The sequence below is a fragment of the Cupriavidus metallidurans CH34 genome (genome assembly GCF_000196015.1).
In the GTDB taxonomy this organism is placed as follows: domain Bacteria; phylum Pseudomonadota; class Gammaproteobacteria; order Burkholderiales; family Burkholderiaceae; genus Cupriavidus; species Cupriavidus metallidurans.
In genome coordinates, this window is sequence record NC_007973.1 from 1,235,109 (window position 1) to 1,258,836 (window position 23,728).

Here is a 23,728-nt window from a genome sequence, read left to right on the forward strand (position 1 = left end):
CCTCAAACCACCTTTCCGGGGTTCATCAACCCTTGCGGATCCAGCGCCTGCTTGATGGCCCGCATCATCGCCAGTTCCACCTCGCTCTTGTAGCGGCGGTTCTCCTCGCGCTTGAGTTGGCCAAGGCCGTGTTCGGCCGAGATCGAGCCGTTGTGGACATGCACGCTGTTGTGGACGATCAGGTTGATCGCATCCTGGTGCGACAGGAACTGATCATGATCCACGCCGACCGGCGGCGACACGTTGTAGTGCAAGTTGCCATCGCCAAGATGGCCGAACGTGACCATGCGCGCGCCGGGGAAGGCGTCTTGCAGCAGCGTGTCGGTGGTCTCGATGAAGTCCGCCACGCGCGAGATCGGCACGGCGATATCGTGCTTGATGTTCTTGCCTTCCTCGACCTGCGCCAGCGGAATGTGTTCGCGCAGGTTCCAGAAATCGCGTGACTGCTGTACCGATTCGGCCACCACGGCATCCTTGACCACGCCGGCTTCGAACGCTACCTCCATCATTTTTTCGAAGATCGTCCGCGCGTGTTCTTCGCTCTCGCTGTCGGACAGTTCCAGCAGAACGAGTTGCGGATGATGGGCGGTGAACGGGTAGCGCAACTGCGGGTAGTGCTTCGTCACCAGATCCATGCACATCGCGGACATCAACTCGAAACCGGTCAGCATGGCGCCCGCGTGCGATTGCGCGATGGCCAGCAGCGCCAGCGCGGCGCGTGGGCTTTCAACGGCGGCCAGCGCGGTGACCCGCGCGCGCGGCGCCGGAAACAGCTTCATGACCGCGGCGGTGATGATGCCGAGCGTGCCTTCGGCGCCGATGAACAGGTCGCGCAGGTCATAGCCGGTATTGTCCTTGCGCAGGCCGCGCAGGCCATCCCAGACCTCGCCCTTGATGTTCACGACCTCGAGCCCCAGGCAGAGTTCGCGCGTGTTGCCGTAGCGCAGCACGGCGGTGCCGCCGGCGTTCGTCGACAGGTTGCCGCCGATCGTGCAGCTGCCTTCGGCCGCCAGCGAGAGCGGGAACAGCCGGCCGTGTGTCTGCGCGGCCTCCTGCAGTTGCTGCAGGATCACGCCGGCCTCGACGGTGATCGTGTTATTGAGCGGGTCGACCTGCCGCACGCGGTTCATGCGCTGCAGGGACAGCACCACCGTGCCACGCGCGGCAGCATCGCCGGGTTCGGGGGTGGCGCCGCCGCACAGGCCTGTGTTGCCACCCTGGGGCACCACGGCCAGCTTGTGCGCATGGCAGGCACGCATCACCGCCGCGACTTCCTCGGTCGAGCCGGGACGCAGCACGGCCAGCGCGTCGCCGGTGTAGCGGCGGCGCCAGTCGGTCAGGTAGGGTGCCTTGTCGGCCGGGTCGGTCAGCACGTTCTGCGAACCGATGGCTGCGCGGCAAAGATCGAGGAAGGAATCGGAGTGCATGGCAGTCAGTGGTTGGATTGCGTTTTGGTTGCCGTCTTGGTCGCTGTTTTGGTCAATGCCTTGGCGCGCCGCTTGAAGGGTCGCAGATAGAGGATCGTGCTGAAGAAGAACAGCAGCGTCAGCGCTACCTCGCCCCAGGCCAGCCAGGAGGACGGGGCCCGGTCGCTGGTCGCGCGGACGATGCCCTCGGTGAAGTAGAGCAGGATCAGCATCGACGACCACTGCATCGTGTAGCGGTTGCGTGCGAGCACGCCGCGCAGCACCGGCAGCAGCAGCACGAATTTCAAGACCAGCCAGGAACCACCCGGACGCAACGGCGCCAGGAACCACTCCCATGCGATGCAGAGCAGCATCAGGGTGATCAGGCTGGCCAGGCTCAGGCTCCAGAGCGCCGGGTTGTGCAGGGCGTCGGGGGAGCCGTCCCGATGGGTGTCCGGTGAGTTCATCGCGCCAGCTTCAGTGCGGTTTCTGCCAGGCGGCGGCCCATCGCGGTGGCGAGCGATGCTTCCTGCTCGGTGATCGGGCCTTGATTGTCCACGTGGGCGTAATGGCTCGGGCCGTAGGGCGTGCCGCCCGCCGTGGTGGTCATCAGGCCGGACTCGGCGTAGGGCAGGCCGACGATCAACATGCCGTGGTGCAGCAGCGGCAGCATCATCGAGAGCAGTGTGGTCTCCTGGCCGCCGTGCAGGCTGCCCGTCGACGTGAACACGCAGGCGGGCTTGCCAGTCAGCGCGCCGGAAAGCCACTGGGCGACGGTGCCGTCGAGAAAGTACTTCATCGGCGCGGCCATGTTGCCGAAGCGCGTCGGGCTGCCCAGCGCCAGGCCGGCGCATTCCTCGAGGTCGCGCAGTTCGGCATACGGGGCGCCTTCGGGCGGGATGTCCGGCGCAGTGGCCTCGCAGACCGTGGAAACCGGCGGGACGGTGCGCAGGCGGGATTGGGCGCCGGGCACACTGTCGATGCCGCGGGCGATCAGTTCGGCGAGTTTGCGGGTGGCGCCGTGGCGGCTGTAGTAAAGGACGAGAATGTCGGTCATGGATGGATTGGCGGGGCGCGGTCGGCGCAAGTGCATTGCGCGTATTATATTTGCGAGAGTTTGCCATCATCCCATCGAGGAGAAAGCCCCCGCATGACCGCTGTACGCATCGCCCGCCTGCGCAGGGAGTGGAACCTGCAGAAAGTGCGTGCACTTGCCCGCTATGCGTTGCGCCGCGCCGGCGAGGACCGCCTGCCCCAGGTATCGGCCAGCCTGACATTCACGACCGTGCTGGCCGTGGTACCGGTGCTGACCGTTGCTTTCGCGCTGCTTGCCGCGTTTCCGGTGTTCCGGGATTTCCGCGGCCAGATCGAGATGTTCCTGTTCCAGAACCTGATTCCGGGCGGCAATATCAGCGATTCGGTGTCGCGTTATATCGGACAGTTCTCCCGCAGCGCGCGTGGCCTGACGGCATTGGGCCTGGCCGGGCTGATGGTGACTTCCGTGCTGACAATGCTGACCGTCGAGGACGCGCTCAACGCGATCTGGCGCGTCAGGCGGCGCCGGCCATTCGCGCAACGGGTGCTGGTGTTCTGGGCCGTGCTGACGCTCGGGCCGGTGCTGATCGGCGCGAGCCTTTCCGTCAGTTCGTACCTGATGTCGGTCTCGATGGGTTACGTCGGCAACCTGCCGTTTGGCGTCGGGTTCGTGATCAGTCTGGTGCCGGTGCTGCTCTCTGCGCTCGCCTTTGCCTTTCTTTACATGGCGGTGCCCAATGCCTACGTGGAGTGGCGCGATGCGATTGTCGCCGGCATCGTGGCGGCCGTCGCTTTTGAAGTGGCCAAGCGCGGCTTCGGCTACTTCATCACCCATATCCCCACCTACACGGCCGTGTATGGCACCTTCGCCGTGCTGCCGCTGTTCCTGCTGTGGATGTATGTGAGCTGGCTGGTGACGCTGCTCGGCGCGACGATTGCGGCCAACCTGCCGGTGATCCGCGAGGGACACTGGCGTCGGCGGACGTTCGCGGGTAGCGAATTCTTCGACGCGCTTGGCATCCTGTATCTGCTGTACCGCGCGCGGGACGAGGTGCCGCGCAGCGTTGGCGAACTGGATATGGGTCGCAAGCTGCGGATGGAGGCCGACTATCTCTCCGGCCTGCTGACCAAGCTCAAGGCCATGCATCTGGTGGGCAAGCTCCAGCAGGATCGGGGTCAGGCGCATTGGGCGTTGCTCTGCGATCCGTCGCAGGTCACGCTGCGCACGCTGCACGACAGGCTGGTGCTGAACATGGCACGCCTGCCGCGCACGGCGCTGGCCCAACAGATGCAGGGGGCGGAGGCATTGCGGTCGATCCTGGAGAATCCGCAACTCGAGCAGACGCTGGACGCGGTGTTCCGCCAGCAGACGGCCGGGGCGGCCGCGAACGAGGAAACGGGCCACCGCGATCGCAAGGTGGTGGAAGTCGTCCCGCCGGGCTGGCACGGACAGGTCTAGGAAACCGTTTTCAGATTGATTCTGGCGTCGTTGCGGGGCCTTGCCGTACCACCGGTACTGTTTGCGGCCCCGCGTCAAGCCAGAACGGCTGCGCTTCATCCCTATACGGCTTCCGTTTTTGGGTGGCAGGACAGCCGTTCAGAACCTGATCTTGCCGCGCAGGATGTCCGCGTACATGACCCAGTCGCCCATCAGGCTGTAGAACGGGTGCTTGAACGTGGCCGGGCGGTTCTTCTCGAAGCCGAAGTGCCCGACCCAGGCAAACGCATAGCCCGACACCAGGGCCGCCAGCAGCCACCACGCATTGCCGGTGGCCAGCAGCGTCACGAGGCAGGCCAGCGCGACCGTCGATCCGACGAAATGCAGGCGGCGGCAGGTGCGGTTCCGGTGCTCGTTCAGGTAGAACGGGTAGAAATCGGAAAAGCTGGTGAATTCCTTGGTGTGGGCATGGGCCATGGCAGTCTCCTGTTTTTTTCTTTCTAGTGTTTCCTAGCGGGCGGTCTTCGCGAATCCCGCCAGCGCGTCCAGCACCTCGTCGGGCTTTTCTCCCATCATGGCGTGTCCGCTCGGCACCGTGACGATCCTGGCGTTCTTCATCTTGCCGGCCAGGGCCTGGGCTGCCTTGGGCGACGTCATCATGTCCTTGGTCCCCACCACGAACAGCGCCGGACATGCCACCGCCGCTGCGGCTTCCTCACCATGCGCGTAGCCGTTGCACGCCGAGAAGTCGGTATGGAACACATGCGCCCCGGGATTGCGCGCCGAGATCCGCTCCATCAGACGCTGGCTGCCGCCGTGCATCCACGCGCCCGGGCCGGGGGAGGAGGGCTTGCTGGCAAGGCTCGAGATCGACCACTGGTTGACCATCGCGATGGCATCGCCCTCGCGGTTCAGGGCGGCGTCGAGCAGGGCGTCGGACACCTTCATCGGATAGGCGGTGGCCAGCAGGCCGATCGCGCGCACCGCCTGGGGGTGCCGCGCCGCGCATTCGAGCGCGATCAGGGAGCCCATGCTGTGGCCGAACACCAGTGCCGGCGCCTTCACGCCGGCTGCCGCGACCAGCGCCATCACCCAGTCGGCCATGTCCTCGACCGACGTCAGCGGCGCGCCTTCGCTGCGATTGTGTCCGGGCAGGTCGACGGACAGCACCGAGAAGCCGTGATTGGCGAACCAGCGCGTCTGCAGCCCCCAGACGCTGTGATCGTTCTGCGCACCGTGCACGAAGACGGCGCAGGGCAGGGCGGGGTCGAACGGCTTGCCGCCGGTGTAGGCGTAGGCCTTGTGGCCGGAGAGTTTCAGTTCCATCAGGCTTTCCCTCCCATGGCCTTCTCGGCGGCCTTGAGGCCGCGTTTCAGGTCGTCGATCAGGTCGTCCGGATCCTCCAGGCCGATCGACAGGCGGATCGTGCCTTCGCCGATGCCGGCCGCGCGCAGCGCCGCGGCGTCCATGCGGAAGTGGGTGGTGGACGCCGGATGGATCACCAGGGAGCGCGCATCGCCCACGTTGGCCAGGTGCGAGAACAGCGACAGGCTTTCGATGAAGCGCTGGCCGGCGGTGCGGTCGGCCTTGAGGTTGAAGCTGAACACCGCGCCGCAGCCGCGCGGCAGCAGGCGCTTGGCCAGTTCGTAGTCCGGGTGAGATTCGAGCTCCGGATACGCCACCGACTCGACCATCGGGTGGCTGGCCAGGAACTGCACCACGCGCCGCGTGTTGTCGACGTGGCGGCTCATGCGCAGCGGCAGCGTCTCGATGCCCTGCAGCAACTGCCAGGCAGCCATCGGATTCATGCAGGCGCCGAAGTCGCGCAGGCCCTCGCGCCGCGCGCGCAGCAGAAATGGCGCTACCGTGCTTTCCTCGGTGAACACCATGTTGTGGAAGCCCTCGTACGGCTCGGACAGTTCCGGGAAGCGGCCCGAGGCCTGGAAATCGAACGTGCCGCCTTCTGAAAGCACGCCGCCGATCGTCGTGCCATGGCCGCCCAGGAACTTGGTGGCCGAGTGGTAGAGCAGCCCGGCGCCGTGGTCGAACGGGCGCAGCAGGTAGGGCGTGGTGAACGTCGAATCCACCAGCAGCGGAATGCCGTGTTCCTGGCCGATCTGGGCCACGGTGGCGATGTCGAGCACGTCCAGGCCGGGGTTGCCCAGTGTTTCACCGAAGAGCAGCTTCGTCTCGGGGCGGATCGCGGCGCGCCAGGCGTCGATGTCGCGCGGATTGACGAAGGTGGTCTCGATGCCGAAGCGGCGCAGCGTGTAGTGCAGCAGGTTGTGAGACCCGCCATAGAGCGCGGTGGACGCCACGATATGGGAGCCGGCGCCCATCAGCGTGGCCACGGCCAGGTGCAGGGCGGCCTGGCCCGAGGCCGTGGCGATGGCGCCCGCGCCGTTCTCCAGAGCGGCCACGCGCTCCTCGAACACGGCGACCGTGGGGTTGCTGATGCGCGAATAGACGTGTCCGGCGCGTTCCATATTGAACAGCGATGCGGCGTGCTCGCTGTCGCGGAATACGAAGGATGTGGTCAGATGGATCGGTGTGGCGCGGGCCCCGGTGGTGGGGTCGGGCGCGGCGCCGGCGTGCAGGGCCAGCGTGTCAAAGCGGGTACCGGACATGGTGAAAAGGCTCGGTTTGCCGAGCCATGGGTGGTTGTCTCCGTCCGGCATCGTAGCACCATACGCCACATGCGTAACCCGGGAATCCACGGCGGGACGGGCGCTGGAAGCCGCGCTCGCTTTACTTGAGACGGCGGTTTGGGCTAGGATCGACCATCGGGCGCGCCCCTCACGAAACCAGCCTGAATACCATCAGGCACAGCAATACGCAAAGCAGCGGAGACACCATCATGAAAGTCAGCGATATCCTGCAGCTCAAGGGCAACACGCTCTTTACCGTCACGCCGGATACGCCACTGATGCAGGCCGTCCAGGCGATGGCCGAACACGACATTGGCTCGCTGGTGGTGATGGAATACGGCGATCTCGTCGGGATGCTGACCTTCCGCGAGATCATCGAGACGATGGCGGCCAACAACGGCACGCTGGGCACCCACAGCATCCGCAAGGTCATGGACGACGCGCCGCTGACCTGCACCCCCGAGACCGACGTCAACGAAGTGCGCCGCATGATGCTGGAGCGCCACACCCGTTATCTGCCGGTACTCGACAATCGCACACTGATGGGCGTGATCTCGTTCTACGACGTAGCCAAATCCGTGGTGGAAGAGCAGAGCTTCGAGAACAAGATGCTCAAGGCCTATATCCGCGACTGGCCCGAAGAGAAGGAAGAGCGCGCCAGCTGAGCCCACCCGGCAGTCCTGGCGCCCCCTGCAGGTATGATGGCGGCGGCCTGATGCCCCGGCGGGTAACCGGGGTCAATAAGAAACGCTGCTCATGAGCCAACAAAGCCAGTTTCGCCTGCTTGGCGCGCGCCGGTTTGCGCCGTTCTTCTGGACGCAGTTCCTTGGGGCGATGAACGACAACGTCTTCAAGGTCGCTTTCACTTCCCTGGTTACCTACCATGCCACGCTGTTCGAGGGTGTCGACCCCCACAGCGCGGCATTCCTGATTTCGGCGATCTTCATCGCGCCGTTCGTGCTGTTTTCCGCCACGAGCGGCCAGATTGCCGACAAGATCGAGAAATCGAAGCTGATCCGGCTGGTCAAGTCGCTGGAGATCGCGATCATGCTGGTCGGGCTGGCCGGCTTCTACCTGCACAGCGCCACACTTCTGTACCTCGGCACGTTCCTGATGGGGCTGCATTCAACCCTGTTTGGCCCGGTCAAATTCGCCTATTTGCCGCAGCATCTGGACCAGACCGAACTGGTCGGCGGCAACGGTCTGGTGGAAATGGGCACGTTCGTGGCCATTCTGTTCGGCACGCTGCTTGGCGGCGAGATGGCCGGCATCGCGCGTGGCGATGGCACCGTGATCGGTCCGCTGTATGTCGGTATCGCCTGTGTGGCTATCGCCGTGGCGGGGCGGACGGTGTCGCAGGGCATCCCCCTGTCGCCCGCTCCGCAGCCGGACCTCCGCATCAACTGGAACCCGTTCACGGAGACTTGGCGCAACCTTATGCTCGCGCGCGAGCGCCGCGTGGTGTTCCTGAGCCTGCTCGGTATTTCGTGGCTCTGGTTCCTCGGGGCCACGTTCCTGACCTCGTTCTTCAGCTTCGCCAAGGACGTGCTGGGCGGCGATCAGAACGTGGTGACGCTGCTGCTGGCCGTGTTCTCGATCGGGATCGGCACCGGGTCGCTGCTGTGCGAGCGGCTGTCCGGGCGTCACGTGGAGATCGGCCTGGTGCCGTTCGGCTCGATCGGCATGACGGTGTTCGCCGTCGATCTGTACCTGGCGTCGCACGGGCTAGCCGCCGGTGCCTCGCTGAACGGCATCCCCGGCTTCCTGGCTCAGCCGGGCTCCTGGCGTGTGCTGGTGGATCTGTTCGGCGTGGCGATGTTCGGTGGCTTCTACAGCGTGCCGCTCTATGCGCTGATCCAGAGCCGGTCCGCGCCCACGCACCGCGCGCGGATCATCGCGGCCAACAACATCCTGAACAGCTTCTTCATGATTGGCGCCTCGCTGCTGGGTGTGTACATGACCCAGGCCGGCTACACCATTCCGCAACTGTTCCTGGTGGTGGGGCTGCTCAACGCCGTGGTGGCGATCTATATCTACACGCTGGTGCCCGAGTTCCTGCTGCGTTTCGTCGCCTGGGTGCTGGTGCATACGATCTACCGCCTGCGCCGCATCAACGCCGAACGCATCCCGGAGGAGGGGGCGGCAGTGCTGGTTTGCAACCATGTCAGCTTTGCCGATGCGGTGGTGCTGATGGCGGCCAGCCCCCGACCCGTGCGCTTCTTGATGGACCACAACATCTTCAAGGTGCCGCTGCTGTCGTGGTTCTTCCGGCAGGCCAAGGCGATTCCGATTGCGCCCGCGCACGAAGATCCGGAGATGCTGGCGCGCGCCTACGATACCGTGGCGGCCGCGCTGGCCGAAGGCGACCTCGTCTGCATCTTCCCCGAAGGCAAGATCACAGCCACTGGCGACGTCAATCCGTTCAAGAGCGGTGTGCGCCAGATCATTGAGCGAACGCCGGTGCCGGTGGTGCCGATGGCGTTGCGCGGGCTCTGGGGCAGCTTCTTCTCGCGCAAGGGCGCGCCGGCGATGACCCGTCCGTTCCGGCGCGGCATCCTGAGCAAGCTGGAACTGGTGGTTGGTGAGCCGGTGCCGCCCGAAGCGGCCACGCCGGAGAGTCTTCAACGAATGGTGCTCGCGCTGCGCGGCGACTGGAAATAGCCATGATCACGCTTTTCACGTTCGGCCCGTCGTTCGGCCTGCCCGATGCGAGCCCGTTCGTTATGAAGGCCGAGTTGCTGCTGAAGATGGCCGGCCTGCCGTACCAGACCGCGCGCGGCAACCTGCGGCGCGCGCCCAAGGGCAAGCTGCCGTACCTGGACGATATGGGCCGGATCGTCGCGGACTCGACGCTGATCCGCTGGCATATCGAGAAGACGTACCACGTCGATTTCGACGAAGGACTCAGCCCGGCCGAGCGGGGTACCGCGTGGGCCGTGGAAAAGCTCATGGAGGACAACCTCTACTGGGCGGTGGCGCGTGTGCGCTGGCTGGAGCGTGACAACTTCGAGCGTGGTCCGGCGCAGTTCTTCAACGTCGTGCCTGGGCCGTTGCGTGGCCTGGTCAAGGTGCTGGTACGCCGCAAGGTGCGGCAGATGCTCTGGGCGCAGGGCCTCGGCCGGCATAGCGAGCAGGACATGACGGCGATGGCGGTGCAGGGCATCAAGGCGATCACCGACATCCTTGGTGACAAGCCCTACCTGATGGGAAACAACCCATGCGGCGCGGACGCCACGCTGTTCGCATTTGCGGCCAGCCTGCTGTCCCCGGTATTCGAGACGCCAATTCGCGCCGCGGCCGAGTCACATCCGAACCTGATCGCCTATATGGCCCGGATGCGGACCCGGTACTACCCTGATTTCCAGGGCAGTGGGGTCTTCGCGCCAGCCTCCGCCGCAACGGCAGGCCGGCCCGAGGCGGCTTTCGGGCAGCAATAGCCCTGCAAAATAGCCGTACAATGTAGGCCGTCCCCAATTCCTGTGCGGTTTCGATCATGTCTGGCAATACCCTCGGCCTGCTTTTCACAGTTACCACGTTCGGCGAATCGCACGGGCCCGCCATCGGCGCGGTAGTGGATGGCTGCCCGCCGGGGATGTCGCTGACCGAAGCCGACATCCAGATCGACCTGGACCGCCGCAAGCCCGGCACGTCGCGCCACGTGACACAGCGCCAGGAAGCGGATCAGGTGGAGATCCTGTCCGGCGTATTCGAAGGTAAGACCACGGGCACGCCGATCTGCCTGCTGATCCGCAACACCGACCAGCGCAGCAAGGACTACGGCAACATCGTCGAGACGTTCCGCCCGGGCCATGCCGACTACACCTACTGGCACAAGTACGGTATCCGTGACTATCGCGGTGGTGGCCGCTCGTCGGCGCGCCTGACCGCACCCGTGGTGGCCGCCGCGGCAATCGCGAAGAAATGGCTGAATGAGCAGTACGGCACCGAGATTCGTGGCTACATGTCGCAGCTCGGTGAGGTCGAAGTGCCGTTCACCGACTGGAAACACGTGCCGGAGAACCCGTTCTTCGCGGCGAATGCCGATATCGTTCCCGAGTTGGAAACCTACATGGATGCGCTGCGCCGCGACGGCGACTCCGTCGGCGCGCGTATCGAAGTGGTGGCCAGCCATGTGCCGGTGGGTCTGGGCGAGCCGCTGTTCGACAAGCTCGACGCCGATATCGCGCACGCAATGATGGGCATCAACGCGGTCAAGGGCGTCGAGATCGGCGCTGGCTTCGACAGCGTGTCCCAGCGCGGCACCGTGCATGGCGACGAACTGACGCCGGAGGGGTTCCGCACGAATAACTCGGGTGGCGTGCTCGGCGGGATTTCCACCGGGCAGGACATCAAGGTATCGCTGGCAATCAAGCCGACGTCGAGCATCCGTACCGCGCGCGAATCGATCGACAAGGCTGGCAGCCCGGCCAGCGTGGAAACGTTCGGTCGCCACGACCCGTGCGTCGGCATCCGCGCCACGCCGATCGCCGAAGCCATGCTTGCGCTGGTGCTGATGGACCACGCATTGCGGCATCGCGCCCAATGCGGTGACGTCCGCGTCGACACCCCGCGCATCCCGGCGCAAGCACCGGGCAAATCCTGAGCACTCGCGTTTCCGGGTCGATCGACCCGGGGACCTATCTCCGTTTCGGACTCTTCTATCTCGGCTATTACGGCTATGTCGGCGTGATATCGCCGTACGTCAGCCTGTTCTTCGCCGACCGGGGCTTTTCGCCGGTGCAAATCGGCGTGCTGATGGCCTGTTTCCAGCTATCCCGCATCGTGGGCCCGTACCTGTGGGGCTGGCTCTCGGACGTGATGCACACACGCGTGAAGCTGTTGCGGCTGGCCGCGGTCACGGCATTGCTGGCGTTTCTGGCCGTGCCCGGCATTCAGAGCTACGGCGGCATGATGGCGATGATGATAGGGCTTAACCTGATCACGAGCGCCATGTCGCCGCTGGGTGACGCGCTGACGATCTCGACGCTGCGCCGCCACGGCGCGTTCGACCATCGCTACGGGCGTGTGCGGATGTTCGGCTCGATCGGCTTTATCGCCGCGGTGCTGACGGGCGGCGCGTTGTTTGAGCGCTTTGGCATGCAGGCGTTTCCGTGGCTGGCCAGCACGATGCTGGCGCTGTTCGCGCTGGTGGTCTTCGGCATGCGCGACGCGGCCGACGAAGGCCCGCGCGCAGCACCCCCACCTGCGCTGCCGCTGCTGCGGCGGCCCGATGTGGCCTGGTTTTTCGCATCGGCCTTCCTGATGATGTTCGCCCACGCGGCGCTCTACGTCTTCTACTCGCTCTATCTGGAGCAGCTTGGCTACAGCAAGTTTGCGATTGGCGTGATGTGGACCATCGGCGTGGTGGCCGAGATCGTGTTCTTCTTCTATCAGGGCAAGCTGTTCGGCGCGCTGGCGCTGCGCACGATTCTGGCAGGCACATTCGTGCTGGCCGCGCTGCGTTTCGGCATGACCGGCTACTTCGCGCAGTACGCCTGGCTGATTGCGCTAGTGCAGATCCTGCACGCAGCCACCTTTGGCGCGCACCACAGTGCCAGCCTCAAGCGCCTGCAACGCTGGTTCGCCGGCCCGCTGCAGGGGCGGGGGCAGGCGCTGTACACAGGGATTTCCTACGGCGTGGGCGGCACGCTCGGCGGCCTGGCGATGGGCTGGACGTGGAAGACGCTCGCGCCGATGCACACGTTCGGGCTAGCGGCGCTGGCGGCGCTGATTGGCGCGGGATGCGCCGTGATGAGTTTTCGCGGGGAGCCCGAACGGGCCTGAGATCGTCGATCTGACGGATGTCCGGCGCTACGCGCACCCCTCTTCGGTCTTTACACCGCTCGCGGAAGAGGGGTGCAAACCATCAGTTCTCCAGCAACTCCGCCACGCGTTCCGCGATCGCCAGCGACGAAGTCAGCCCGGGCGACTCGATGCCGAACAGGTTCACCAGCCCCGGCACGCCATGCGTCCGAGGCCCGTCGATCCGGAAATCGGCCGCAACCTCCGTCGGGCCGCTGATCTTCGGCCGGATGCCTGCATAACCCGGCTGCAGTGCGCCGTCGGCCAGGCCGGGCCAGTAGCGGCGGACTTCGTCGTAGAAACTGTCGGCATCGTGCGGCGGCACGCTGTATTCGATCTCGTCGATCCAGCGCACGTTGGGACCGAAGCGTGCCTGACCACCCATGTCGAGCGTCAGATGTACACCCAGGCCGGCTGCCTCGGGCACGGGGTAGATCAGCCGCGAGAACGGGGCGCGGCCGGCGAGCGTGAAATAGCAGCCCTTGGCGTAGTACTGCGGCGGGATATGTTCGGGCGGAATGCCGTCGATGCGGCGCGCCAGATCTGGCGCGGTCAGCCCCGCCGAATTGACGACCGTGCGGGCGAGCAGCACGGTCGATCCATCATCGCTACCGACCTCGAGCCGGATGCCGTCCGGCGTCACCGCGCCCGACAGCACCGGCGACTGCACGGCCAGCATCGCGCCGGCCCGCTCGGCATCGCCAAGCAGCGCGGTCATCAGGCCGTGGCTGTCGATGATGCCGGTGGAAGGTGAGAGCAGGGCGGCTTCGCATTCGAGCTGGGGTTCCATCGCCCGCGCTTCGTCGCGCGTCAGCAGTTGCATGTCGTGCACGCCGTTGGCGGCGGCCTTGGCGCGAATGCCTTCCAGCGTGGCCACCTGGGCGGTGCTGGTGGCGACGATCAGTTTGCCGCAGCGCTGATGGGCGACATGGTGGCTGGCGCAGTAGTCGTAGAGCATCGTCTTGCCGCGCACGCACAGTTCGGCCTTGAGCGAACCTGCGGGATAGTAGATGCCGGCGTGGATCACCTCGCTGTTGCGCGCGCTCGTAATCGTGCCGAACGCGTTCTCGGCCTCGAGAATGATGACCTCGCGGCCCTGCGGCGCCAGCGCGCGCGCAACGGCCAGACCGACCACGCCAGCGCCGATCACGACGCAATCTACTTGTTCCATCTCTCTGCTCCTTGTTGCTCTGATATCTGTTGTTCAGTCGAGGCCCATCCGCGCAGCGGCGGCGGACAGGTGGGCGGTGGCCGCCGCACGGGCCGTCGAGGGGTCGCCGGCCGCGATGGCCTCGACCAGGGCCGCATGTTCGGCGTCGGCGGCGCGTGGTGTGCCATGCAACGTGCCGAGGCGGGCGCTGTTCTCCCAGGCGTGCTGGCGCGCCACGAGCAATTGCTGGCTGACAAAATCCGTTAGCCCGGTAAAGCAGGGGTTGTGGGCGGCCTGGGCAATTGCGTGGTGGAACGCAATGTCGGCGGCAGCCGCGCTCGGGAAGTCTGTGGCGTGGGTCTGCATCGTGGCCAGTGCGGCACGGATCGCGACCAGATCGACATCGGTGCGGCGTGCGGCCGCCATTTCGGCGCACGCGGTTTCCACTACGCGCCGTAATTCGAATAGCTGAGCCAGCGTCGGACCACCGTCCGGGGCGCTGGCTACGCGCCAGACTTGCCCGCCTGGTGTCTCCGAGACATAGGCGCCGGACCCCTTGCGAGTGACCAGTATCCCGTCGGCCTTCAGCAGGGCGATGGCTTCGCGCACGATCGGCCGGCTTACATCGAACGTCTCCGCCAGCGTGGCCTCGGCCGGCAACCGGGCGCCAGCCGCAAAGCGTCCGGCGGCGATATCGTCGCGCAGGGCCTGGGCGATGCGGCTGGCGAGGGAGGCGGGGCGGGAGAGACGATTCATTGGAATTGATATGTCAGGCTGTCAGACAGCTTTGCGCAAGTGGCTGATTCTGCAGCGATGATTGAGCCGCGTCAAGCGGCAAGCTGCCCGTGCGCTACAGGTGGCCGATGATCGCCCGCTAATTGAGGTGTGCTGTCTGCCGGGGCGTGTGCTCTCGGAAGGGTCAAGGTTTCGTCACATTGGCCGATAGCAGCCTTCAAGGGCCGGGAGTCCATCGGTTTGGCACGGCCGCCTTTCATACATGCATCGCGCCGCATTTCCGCTCGTCCGGTCCCGGCGCATCTCATGGAGCCGCGTTCACACCATGATTCTGCTATCTCCCCAGGACCTGCCAGTGGGGCAGCCATTACCTTGGTCGCTGCTCGACGAGCAGGGCAACCTGATGCTCGACAGCGGCAGCATCATTCCCGACGCCCGCGACCTGGCCCTGGTCTTCCGCCACGGACAGGTCTGCCGGCCAGATGACATACCCGAAGCCGGCAACGAACCCGAGGTGCAAACCGCTTCGCGCCTCTCCGCTGGCCCGCTCGGCTTGCAGGTTGGCACGCTGCTGCACGTGAAGACGCCAGGCGAGAAGTCGCGCGCCGCCGCCAGCCGCCTGATCGGGTTTGTCGATCAGGGATTGTTCATCACGTGGCCAACACTTGGGGGGCGGGACCTGATGCTGCAGGCCGGCGAGCCCTTGCTGCTACGCGGCTTCTCGGGCCAGGCCATCCACAGCTTCACCTCGACGATCACGGCGGTCTGCCGCAGCCCGTTCCGGTATCTCGTGCTGTCGGCGCCAGCGCAGACCGAGCAGATGCCCGTGCGGCGTGCGGCCCGTGTGCCTACGCGATTGGCGGCCTATTTGACCGAGGGCGGGGATGAGGATGGTCAGCCGTCCAACGCCGGCATGGATGATCGTATGAGCCAAGGGATGGCGCGGCTAGGCGTGCTGTCCGATCTCAGCACCGGCGGGGCACTTGTGCAGACATCCTCGCTGGCCCCTGCCGTGGGTCAGAAGGTGCGTCTGCGTTTTCGTCTGAAGACGGCTTCGCTCGATGCCGAAGTGATCATCGACGGCACGGTGCGCAGCGCGGCTTCGCCGGACGATGACGAATTCCCGGCCTTCGGCGTGGCATTCGATGCGCTGGGCGAGCGCGAGTTGACGCTGCTCCAATGCTTCATCTACGAGCAGTTGCTGGCCACCACCTGCATGCCGGTCTGACACGGCTCTGAAGCGAGACGCGCTCCAATCCACGCGCGTACTTCGGCTAGCTTGGAATGATCGTTACACTGCCTACGCGCAATTGCGGCAAGGGGTGGCGCAGGCAGCGGGGGCATCCGATGCTGATCGATGGCTACAGGTCAATCCGTTGCGCGCACGGATGTTTGCCGATCTTTCGGAAGTGCTACGGGCCTACGTCGTCGACAAGGCACCAGCGGACGAGGGCGGGGCGTGTTGACTTGAACAAGCGGGCGCGGCGCAGTGCCAACGACTTCGATATGGCAGCCCGTGGCATGGGCACATGGCACACCAGGTACCGTCGAACCTCACGCATCCTTGAGCGTGGGGCTCGACTTCAGGCAGTCAGCGCTGTTAAGGCGGCACCGTGGAATCGACCGCCGAATAAACCATAGCGCTGTCCAGGCGCCGCTTGACAGTGCGGCCTGCTGACGGATCGCGAATCGAATCTGTACCAAACTGTCATCGTTAAAGCTCGATTGTCGAGTATCAATTCACGCATGTTTTCGCAAGCGTAGCGTGATGGACGACTTGGGTTTCCCCAACAGAGGTCGTCAAACATGAAAAGCAAATGGTCCCTGCGCGTCGTCACGGCAATCGTGGCGATTGGCATCGTTGTCTTCCTCGCGCTTACTGCTCCCACCACCTGGAGATTGCTGCATGCGTCACGTGACCTGCCTGACGCATCTCCCCCCGACTTGAAGAACGGACGTGTCATGTTCGTCGCTGGCGACTGCGCGACATGCCACGCGTCGGTAGGCAAGGGCGACGATACGCTGCTCGGTGGCGGACGTTCGCTCGAAACCGCGTTCGGCACGTTCCACATGCCGAATATCTCGTCGCATCCGAACGACGGTATCGGCCAATGGAAGCTGGAGCAGTTCATCATGGCCATGCGCGAGGGGGTCATCCCCGGCAAGGGCAATGCCTATCCGGCCTTCCCCTATACGTCGTATCAACGCATGACGGCCAATGACCTGCGCGACCTGTTCGCCTACATGCAGTCGCTGCCGCCGGTGGCCGGCACGGTACCCGATCACGAACTCAGATTCCCGTTTTCAATGCGGCGCGGCGTCGGTCTGTGGCGGCTGGCTTTCCTCGATGGCAAACCGTTGCCGGAGGTTGCGGCGGACAAGAGTGAGCTCTGGCGGCGCGGCAGGTATCTGGTGGAAGGCGCGGGCCATTGCGTGGAATGCCACTCTCCGCGCAACGTGGCGGGTGCCGTGCCACTCGCGAAACGCTTCTCCGGTGGTCCCAATCCCGAAGGCACTGGATACATCCCGAATATCACGCCCGATGAGACGGGCATTGGGTACTGGTCCGTGCACGATATCGCGCGTTATCTCGAAGACGGTGTCGGCCCGATCGGCATGAAGGCTGGCGGAGACATGAAAGAGGTCATCGAGAACACCGCGCGGCTCTCGCACAAGGATCGACTGGCGATGGCCGAGTACCTGAAGTCCGTGCCGGCCGTCGAAGCACCGAACGCTGGTGCGCCGAAGCCGAACCGCACGGCAGAGGTGATCATGCTCCCGGCTGCCCACGCGGGGGCGGGGCCATCGAAACTGACTGCGCTGTTGGCATCGCCCGATGTGATCGGCAAGAGCGATGCGCTCTACGTCGTTTCTCCCGCGCCTTTCACGCTGGAGGCGAGCGGCACGGCCGAGGATGGCAAGCTGCTTGGCGCCACGAGAGTCGCCGTCCTGTCGAGAGACGGGGGGCGCATGCGGGTACGCGTCGACGGCTGGCAACTTGACGGCTCGGACAGCGCGGTCTACGCGCTCCCGGGGCAACGGATCCTGCAGGCCGTGCTGTCGCCCGAGGCGATTGCCAGGGTGAAGCGCTTGTCGTCGATCAAGGACGAGCATACGGGTCAGCAGTGGCATCAGGCCAGTCTGGAAGTATGGATCGCCCAGAAGGGATTGTCGGCGGATCTTGCGCAACTCTGGCATCACAGCGATGAAACGTATCGCGCGTCTTGCGCCACGTGCCACGCACTGCCACACAGCGAGGATTTCCTCGCGAACCAATGGATCGGGACGCTCGGCGCCATGAAGCGCTACACGTCGCTGGACGATGCCGAGTACCGGTTGCTGCTGTCGTGGCTGCAGTATCACTCGAAGGACGTCGGTACGTCGTCGAAGGGCAACCATCCATGACGAGCGCCACCGAAGATAGCGGAGTCCCGGACGTGACGGTGGCGCCGGTGCTCGAATGGATTGCGGGCTTGCTGGTGGCGCCACCGACCGGGAACCAGATCGCGCGATTGCGCTCGCCGGAGGGTTGCGCGGTTCTCGGCGCCATTGCGGCGGAATGGTCGAGTCATGCCGCCATGCTCCAGATTCGCCGGGCGCTGGACCCTTGCAAGCCAGCGGACACCGTGGCTGCGGATTTGTCCGTCAGCTACACGCGGTTGTTCGAAGGGGTTTGCGGCATCCCTGCCGTATCACTTTACGAGAGTACCTATGCCGTTGCCGCCCGCGAGGCGCCGGCGCAGCCGAGGCTGTACGGCCGCGCCGCAGGCGAGATGGATGCGCTGCTGCGGCAATTCAGGATGGGCCTCGGCGCCACGCGCGAAGCCTCTGACCATATATCGATCGAACTCGCGCTCCTTGCAGCGCTGCTGCGCAAGGGGCACATCGGCGGCGAGGTATTGATGCGGGCGCGGCTCGCAGGCTGGATGCCGGCACTGATCGAAGGATGTATCGCGCTGGACCCGGACGGCTTCTATGGCGGGCTGGCGCGGCTGCTGGGCAATCTGAATCTGCTGGAGGCGCTGGGGCCCGATGGCCGGCCCCGCCTCGTCTCCGTGATCGATGGACAAGACGGGAGTCACCATGTCGAATGAATTTGGGAAGTCGGACACGAACATTTCTCGCCGCCGCTTTATCCAGGGCGCGCTGGCCGCGGGTACATTGGGTTCCACTGGGGCCACGCTACTGGCGTCGGGTGCGCGGTCGGCGACGGCGGGCAGTCGCGAGGTCCTGACTGGATCGCACTGGGGGGCGTTTTACATGCGTGTGGACGATGGCCGGGTAACGGGCGTCCGGCCGTGGGAGAAGGACCCGAAGCCATCGCATCAATTGCCCGGTGTGCTGGACTCGATGTACTCACCGACGCGCATCCGCCATCCGATGGTGCGCCGGGCCTGGTTGGAACGTGGGCCCGGCGCCGATCCCGAGGGGCGCGGCAAGGGCGATTTCGTTCGGGTCAGTTGGGAGAAGGCGCTCGATCTCGTGGCTGCGGAGCTGATGCGTGTGCGAAAGAAACACGGGCCGACCTCGATCTTCGGTGGCTCCTATGGCTGGAAGAGTCCCGGCAAGCTGCACAATTGCCAGACTCTGCTGGCACGCGCGCTGACCGTCAACGGCGGATTCGTCAGCCGCAGCGGGGACTACTCGACCGGCGCGGCACAGGTGATCCTGCCTTACGTGGTGGGATCGATCGACGTCTACGAGCAACCCACCGCGTGGCCGGTGCTGGCCGAGCACACGGAACTGATGGTTTTCTGGGCGGCCGATCCGATGGTCACGAACCAGATCGGTTGGCAGGTGCCTGACCATGGCGCCTATCCTGGCATGGAAGCATTGAAGAGCAAGGGCGTAAAGGTGATCTGCATCGATCCGGTGCGAACGGACACCCGCCGCTATTTCGATGCCGAATGGCTGGCACCGCGCCCGCATACCGATGTCGCGATGATGCTTGGGATCGCGCATACGCTGTACACGGAAAAGCTGCACGATGCGAAGTTCCTGGCCCGCTATACCACTGGCTTCGATCGGTTCGTTCCCTATCTGACGGGGGAGTCCGATGGTGTGGCCAAGAATGCGGAGTGGGCGGCGGGCATCTGCGAGATACCTGCGGACACGATCCGCGATCTCGCGCGCCGATTCGCTTCGAAGCGCACGATGCTGGCGGCAGGGTGGTCCATTCAGCGTCAGCATCATGGAGAGCAGTCACACTGGATGCTGGTGACGCTGGCGTCGATGCTGGGGCAGATCGGATTGCCCGGTGGGGGCTATGGCTTCACCTATCACTATGCCAATGGCGGCAGCCCCACGGCTACCGGGCCAGTGCTGCCGGGTATCGTCGGCGGTGCGAAGCCGCCGCCAGGATCGGAGTGGCTCGAAGCGGGTGGGACGGAGACGATACCGGTCTCGCGCATCGTCGAGATGCTCGAGAATCCCGGCAAGCCGTACGACTTCAATGGCAAGCGCTCGAAGTACCCTGACATCCGGCTGGCCTACTGGGTCGGTGGCAATCCGTTCATGCATCATCAGGATCGTAACCGGATGATCAAGGCGTGGCGCAAGCTCGATACGTTCATCGTGCAGGACTTCCAGTGGACAGCCACCGCGCGTCATGCGGACATCGTGCTTCCGTGCACTACGACCTACGAGCGCAATGACATCGAAGGCATTGGCGACTACTCGATGAGCCACATCCTGGCGATGCGCAAGGTGGTGGACCCACTGTTCGAGGCGCGCGACGACTACGACATCTTCGCGGCGATCTGCGAGCGCATGGGTACCGGCAAGGCGTTCACAGAGGGGCGCGACGACATGGCCTGGATTCGCACGTTCTACGAAGCGGCGCGTGTTCAGGCACGCGGTAAGCGCATGGAAATGCCAGTGTTCGATGTGTTCTGGAACAGCAACAAGCCGCTGGCGTTCCCGATCGGCGAGGAGGCGAAGGGTTACATCCGGCACAAGGAGTTCCGCGATGACCCGCTGCTCAATGCGCTCGGCACGCCCTCGGGACGGATCGAGATCTACTCGTCGAACATCGCGCGCATGAAATACGACGATTGCCCGCCTCATCCCACCTGGATGGAGCCGCTGGAACGGCTGGGTGGGCCCACGACCAGGTATCCGTTGCATATCGACAGCAGCCATCCCGGAAGCCGCCTGCATTCGCAGTTGTGCGGCACGGTGCTGCGCGGGAGCTATGCCATCAAGGGACGCGAACCGTGCCTGATGCATCCGGAAGATGCCAAGATCCGTGGGATTGCCGATGGCGACATCGTACGTGTGTTCAATGATCGCGGGCAGATGCTGGTAGGCGTCAGGCTTACCGACGACATACGCCGTGGCGTTATCCGCGTGTGCGAGGGCGGGTGGTACGACCCTGCAGAGCCAGGCAAGCCCGGGACGCTGTGCCGATATGGCGACGTCAACAACCTGACGACTGGCATCGGTACCTCGAAGCTGGCGCAAGGCAATTGCGGACACACGGCCATGGCCGACGTCGAGAAGTACCGGGGACCGGCACCTGCCGTCGAGGTGTTCAAAGCGCCGCGCGGGGGCGACGCCTGAGTCGTGGTTCGCCCAAAAGAAGGTTCGCCCAATAGAAAACGCCGGCCATTGGCCGGCGTTTTCCTTGTCCTGCAATGCCGCCTGATCCTGTCTCGGGCGGCAGCGTATTACATGCCCACGTAGTTCGGGCCGCCGCCGCCTTCCGGCGTGACCCACACGATGTTCTGCGTCGGGTCCTTGATGTCGCACGTCTTGCAGTGCACGCAGTTCTGCGCGTTGATCTGCAGGCGCTCCTTGCCGTCATCGTTCTGCACGAACTCGTACACGCCAGCCGGGCAGTAGCGCGACTCGGGGCCGGCGTACTTTTCCCAGTTGATGTTCACCGGCACGTTCGCGTCCTTGAGCGTCAGGTGCGCGGGCTGGTTTTCTTCGTGGTTCGTGTTGCTGATGAACACTGACGAGAGACGATCGAACGTGAGCTTGCCGTCCGGCTTCGGATAGACGATCTTCTCGCATTCGGCGGCCGGCTTCAGGTACACGTGATCCGGCTTTTCGCGGTGGAGGGTCCAGGGCGGGTTGCGGATGCCCAGCTTCGGCAGCAGCCATTGCTCGATACCGGTCATCAGCGTGGCGGTAGTGCGGCCCTTCTTGAACCACTGCTTGAAGTTCTTCGCTTGCAGCAGTTCCTTGTGGAGCCAGCTCGATTCGAACGCGGCGGGGTAGGCGGTCAGTTCGTCGTGCTGACGGCCGCCCTGCAGCGCGTCGTAGGCGGCCTCGGCGGCCAGCATGCCAGTCTTGATCGCAGCGTGGCTTCCCTTGATACGCGAGGCGTTCAGGTAGCCGGCGTCGCAACCCACCAGCGCGCCACCCGGGAACACGGTCTTCGGCAGCGACAGCAGGCCGCCGGCGGTGATCGCGCGGGCGCCATAGCCGATTCGCTTGCCGCCTTCAAAGTAAGCGCGGATTTCCGGGTGCGTCTTGAAGCGCTGGAATTCCTCGAACGGCGACAGCCACGGGTTCGTGTAGTCCAGGCCAACCACGAAGCCCACTGCGACCTTGTTGTCCTCCATGTGATAGAGGAACGAGCCGCCGTAGGTTGCCGGGTCGAGCGGCCAGCCAGCCGTGTGCACCACCAGACCGGGCTTATGCTTGGCCGGATCGATTTCCCACAGTTCCTTCAGGCCAATGCCGTAGCTTTGCGGGTCCTTGCCGGCGTCGAGCTTGTACTTGGCGATGATCTGCTTGCCCAGGTGGCCACGCGCGCCCTCGGCGAAGATCGTGTACTTGGCGTGGAGCTCCATGCCGAGCTGGAAGTTCTCGGTGGGCTCGCCTTCCTTGCTGATACCCATGTTGCCCGTGGCAACGCCCTTGACCGAGCCGTCCTCGTTGTACAGGACTTCGGCGGCCGGGAAGCCCGGGAAAATTTCCACGCCCAGGGCCTCGGCCTGCTGGCCCATCCAGCGCACGAAGTTCGACAGGCTGACGATGTAGTTGCCGTGGTTGTGGAAGCACTCCGGCAGCAGCGCCGGCGGGGTGCCCTTGGAGCCGGATTCGTTCAGGAACAGGAACTTGTCTTCTGTTACCGGCTGGTTCAGCGGCGCGCCGAGTTCCTTCCAGTTCGGGATCAGTTCAGTGAGCGCGCGCGGATCCATGATCGCGCCGGACAGGATGTGAGCGCCGGGCTCCGAGCCCTTCTCCAGCACACAGACATTGACGTCGCCGCCTTTTTCTTGCGCCAGTTGCTTCAGGCGAATAGCCGTGGCGAGGCCTGCAGGTCCGCCGCCAACGATGACGACGTCGTACTCCATGGCTTCTCGCGGGCCGAACTGCTCGACGAGCTGTTGCTGATCCATTGTCTCTTACCCTCTGTTTCTTCTGGGCGGCAATACTGCCGCATGGGTCGCAGTCCGTCGTGCGGGTGCTGCGGTTTGTGGGAATGCGGTGACCGGGCTCCAAGAAACTGGCGGGGATTGGCGGGGCTTTGCGAAGTCTCCCGCATTTCCCCCTTTCGCTTTGGGGACCAAGTTCTTAGAATCTCCGGCATTGTCCGGGACTCGACACCCTCAGGCAAGATTTTTTTTTGAACGACCGTTCTTTTTTTTGGTAAGCTGCGGCCGCCAGCCTATGTAACGTCGGCGCCGCACGTCCGGCTGGGCCGGGCGCCCCCCAAACTCCGAGGTAACTATGGGTCTGTCGATTAATCTGGAAGGCAAGGTCGCGCTGGTGACCGGCGCGTCAAGCGGCCTGGGCACGCGTTTTTCCAATGTTCTGGCGGCCGCCGGGGCCAAGGTGGTACTGGCTTCGCGCCGAGTGGAACGGCTCAAGGAGCTACGTGCCTCGATCGAGGCAGACGGCGGCAGCGCGCACGTGGTGCAGCTCGACGTGACCGATCCGGACAGTATCCGGGCGGCCGTGGCGCACGCCGAAACCGAGGCTGGCGCGATCGACATCCTGGTCAACAATTCGGGCGTTTCCACCACGCAGAAGTTGACCGACGTCACCGCTGACGACTTCGATTTCGTCTTCGATACCAATACGCGGGGCGCGTTCTTTGTCGCCCAGGAAGTGGCCAAGCGCATGATCGCGCGGGCCAAGGGCGCCGAAAAACTGGGCAATCCGCTGCCCCAGGCGCGAATCGTCAATATTGCGTCTGTGGCCGGTCTCAAGGTACTGTCGCAGATCGGTGTCTACTGCATGAGCAAGGCTGCCGTGGTCCATATGACCAAGGCGATGGCGCTGGAATGGGCGCGGCATGGAATCAATACCAACGCGATCTGCCCGGGCTATATCGACACCGAGATCAACCACCATCACTGGGACACCGACGCGGGGCAGAAGCTGATCCAGATGCTGCCGCGCAAGCGCCTGGGCCAACCCGAAGACCTCGATGGCCTGTTGCTGCTGCTGGCGTCCGATGCCTCGCGCTTTATCAATGGCGCGGTGGTTACGGCCGACGATGGCATGGTCTGATCCTCCCGGATTGGACCGAGAAGAATAAATAACCAAATAAGAA

General features: G+C 64.7%; 20 protein-coding genes. 11 read left to right on the forward strand and 9 right to left on the reverse strand.

The annotated features are described in order from the left end of the window. Positions 1–2 precede the first annotated feature (2 nt). Genes RMET_RS05675 through wrbA form a run of 3 tightly spaced genes read right to left on the reverse strand, consistent with a single transcriptional unit; the run spans position 3 to position 2,463 of the window. Positions 3–1,427: an FAD-binding oxidoreductase gene (locus RMET_RS05675; protein ID WP_011515915.1), complete on the reverse strand. Its 1,425-nt coding sequence runs from the start codon at positions 1,425–1,427 to the stop codon at positions 3–5. A gap of 5 nt (positions 1,428–1,432) precedes the next feature. Continuing rightward, the gene (locus RMET_RS05680; RefSeq protein WP_011515916.1) at positions 1,433–1,873 is read right to left on the reverse strand and encodes a DUF2069 domain-containing protein; all 441 of its coding nucleotides are present in this window, start codon (positions 1,871–1,873) and stop codon (positions 1,433–1,435) included. After that, positions 1,870–2,463 carry an NAD(P)H:quinone oxidoreductase gene (gene wrbA, locus RMET_RS05685; RefSeq protein ID WP_029308146.1) on the reverse strand — a complete coding sequence of 198 codons (594 nt, stop codon included), beginning with the start codon at positions 2,461–2,463 and terminating at the stop codon, positions 1,870–1,872. Before wrbA ends, RMET_RS05680 begins: the two co-directional genes overlap by 4 nt. 93 nt (positions 2,464–2,556) lie before the next feature. Here wrbA and RMET_RS05690 point away from each other — a divergent pair, with 93 nt between their 5' ends. Continuing rightward, positions 2,557–3,900, forward strand: a complete 1,344-nt coding sequence (locus RMET_RS05690) for a YihY family inner membrane protein (protein ID WP_011515918.1) — start codon at positions 2,557–2,559, stop codon at positions 3,898–3,900. Between the two features lie 138 nt (positions 3,901–4,038). Here the strand turns inward: RMET_RS05690 and RMET_RS05695 are convergent, their stop codons facing one another. The 3 genes from RMET_RS05695 to RMET_RS05705 are packed head-to-tail and all read right to left on the reverse strand — an operon-like array spanning position 4,039 to position 6,506. Continuing rightward, entirely contained in the window at positions 4,039–4,356 is a 318-nt protein-coding gene (locus RMET_RS05695; RefSeq protein ID WP_011515919.1) for a DUF962 domain-containing protein, read from the reverse strand. A gap of 33 nt (positions 4,357–4,389) precedes the next feature. Further along, positions 4,390–5,205 carry an alpha/beta fold hydrolase gene (locus RMET_RS05700; protein ID WP_011515920.1) on the reverse strand — a complete coding sequence of 272 codons (816 nt, stop codon included), beginning with the start codon at positions 5,203–5,205 and terminating at the stop codon, positions 4,390–4,392. Next, positions 5,205–6,506: an O-acetylhomoserine aminocarboxypropyltransferase gene (locus RMET_RS05705; protein ID WP_029308144.1), complete on the reverse strand. Its 1,302-nt coding sequence runs from the start codon at positions 6,504–6,506 to the stop codon at positions 5,205–5,207. Before RMET_RS05705 ends, RMET_RS05700 begins: the two co-directional genes overlap by 1 nt. Positions 6,507–6,736: 230 nt before the next feature. On the opposite strand from RMET_RS05705, the gene RMET_RS05710 reads away from it, so the two are divergent. The 5 genes from RMET_RS05710 to RMET_RS05730 all read left to right on the forward strand — a co-directional run bounded on the left by RMET_RS05710 (position 6,737) and on the right by RMET_RS05730 (position 12,311). Further along, positions 6,737–7,192 carry a CBS domain-containing protein gene (locus RMET_RS05710; protein WP_011515922.1) on the forward strand — a complete coding sequence of 152 codons (456 nt, stop codon included), beginning with the start codon at positions 6,737–6,739 and terminating at the stop codon, positions 7,190–7,192. Between the two features lie 91 nt (positions 7,193–7,283). Next, positions 7,284–9,188: an MFS transporter gene (locus RMET_RS05715; RefSeq protein ID WP_011515923.1), complete on the forward strand. Its 1,905-nt coding sequence runs from the start codon at positions 7,284–7,286 to the stop codon at positions 9,186–9,188. A gap of 2 nt (positions 9,189–9,190) precedes the next feature. Beyond that, a complete protein-coding gene (locus RMET_RS05720) occupies positions 9,191–9,964 on the forward strand; it encodes a glutathione S-transferase family protein (protein WP_011515924.1) in 774 nt (257 codons plus the stop codon). Between the two features lie 56 nt (positions 9,965–10,020). Then, a complete protein-coding gene (aroC, locus tag RMET_RS05725) occupies positions 10,021–11,130 on the forward strand; it encodes a chorismate synthase (RefSeq protein WP_011515925.1) in 1,110 nt (369 codons plus the stop codon). 83 nt (positions 11,131–11,213) lie between these two features. After that, positions 11,214–12,311, forward strand: coding sequence for an MFS transporter (locus RMET_RS05730; RefSeq protein ID WP_011515926.1), 1,098 nt, complete (start codon positions 11,214–11,216; stop codon positions 12,309–12,311). Positions 12,312–12,393: 82 nt separating this feature from the next. Here RMET_RS05730 and RMET_RS34095 read toward each other — a convergent pair whose 3' ends face one another. After that, positions 12,394–13,500: an NAD(P)/FAD-dependent oxidoreductase gene (locus RMET_RS34095; RefSeq protein WP_011515927.1), complete on the reverse strand. Its 1,107-nt coding sequence runs from the start codon at positions 13,498–13,500 to the stop codon at positions 12,394–12,396. Between the two features lie 33 nt (positions 13,501–13,533). Next, on the reverse strand, positions 13,534–14,235 hold the full coding sequence (locus tag RMET_RS05740) for a FadR/GntR family transcriptional regulator (RefSeq protein ID WP_011515928.1): 702 nt from the start codon (positions 14,233–14,235) through the stop codon (positions 13,534–13,536). A 304-nt stretch (positions 14,236–14,539) separates the two neighbouring features. Here RMET_RS05740 and RMET_RS05745 point away from each other — a divergent pair, with 304 nt between their 5' ends. The 4 genes from RMET_RS05745 (at position 14,540) to torA (ending at position 20,775) form a co-directional block, all read left to right on the forward strand. Beyond that, positions 14,540–15,442: a flagellar brake protein gene (locus tag RMET_RS05745; RefSeq protein WP_029308139.1), complete on the forward strand. Its 903-nt coding sequence runs from the start codon at positions 14,540–14,542 to the stop codon at positions 15,440–15,442. A 578-nt stretch (positions 15,443–16,020) separates the two neighbouring features. Continuing rightward, complete coding sequence (locus RMET_RS05750; RefSeq protein WP_011515931.1) at positions 16,021–17,619, forward strand: c-type cytochrome; 1,599 nt, start codon at positions 16,021–16,023, stop codon at positions 17,617–17,619. Next, positions 17,616–18,308 carry a TorD/DmsD family molecular chaperone gene (locus RMET_RS05755; RefSeq protein WP_011515932.1) on the forward strand — a complete coding sequence of 231 codons (693 nt, stop codon included), beginning with the start codon at positions 17,616–17,618 and terminating at the stop codon, positions 18,306–18,308. The genes RMET_RS05750 and RMET_RS05755 overlap by 4 nt, the downstream gene beginning before the upstream one ends. After that, on the forward strand, positions 18,298–20,775 hold the full coding sequence (torA, locus tag RMET_RS05760) for a trimethylamine-N-oxide reductase TorA (RefSeq protein WP_011515933.1): 2,478 nt from the start codon (positions 18,298–18,300) through the stop codon (positions 20,773–20,775). Before RMET_RS05755 ends, torA begins: the two co-directional genes overlap by 11 nt. A 107-nt stretch (positions 20,776–20,882) precedes the next feature. Here the strand turns inward: torA and RMET_RS05765 are convergent, their stop codons facing one another. Next, on the reverse strand, positions 20,883–22,568 hold the full coding sequence (locus RMET_RS05765) for an electron transfer flavoprotein-ubiquinone oxidoreductase (protein WP_011515934.1): 1,686 nt from the start codon (positions 22,566–22,568) through the stop codon (positions 20,883–20,885). Positions 22,569–22,899: 331 nt separating this feature from the next. Here RMET_RS05765 and RMET_RS05770 point away from each other — a divergent pair, with 331 nt between their 5' ends. Beyond that, positions 22,900–23,685, forward strand: a complete 786-nt coding sequence (locus RMET_RS05770) for an SDR family oxidoreductase (RefSeq protein ID WP_008650518.1) — start codon at positions 22,900–22,902, stop codon at positions 23,683–23,685. Positions 23,686–23,728 lie beyond the last annotated feature (43 nt).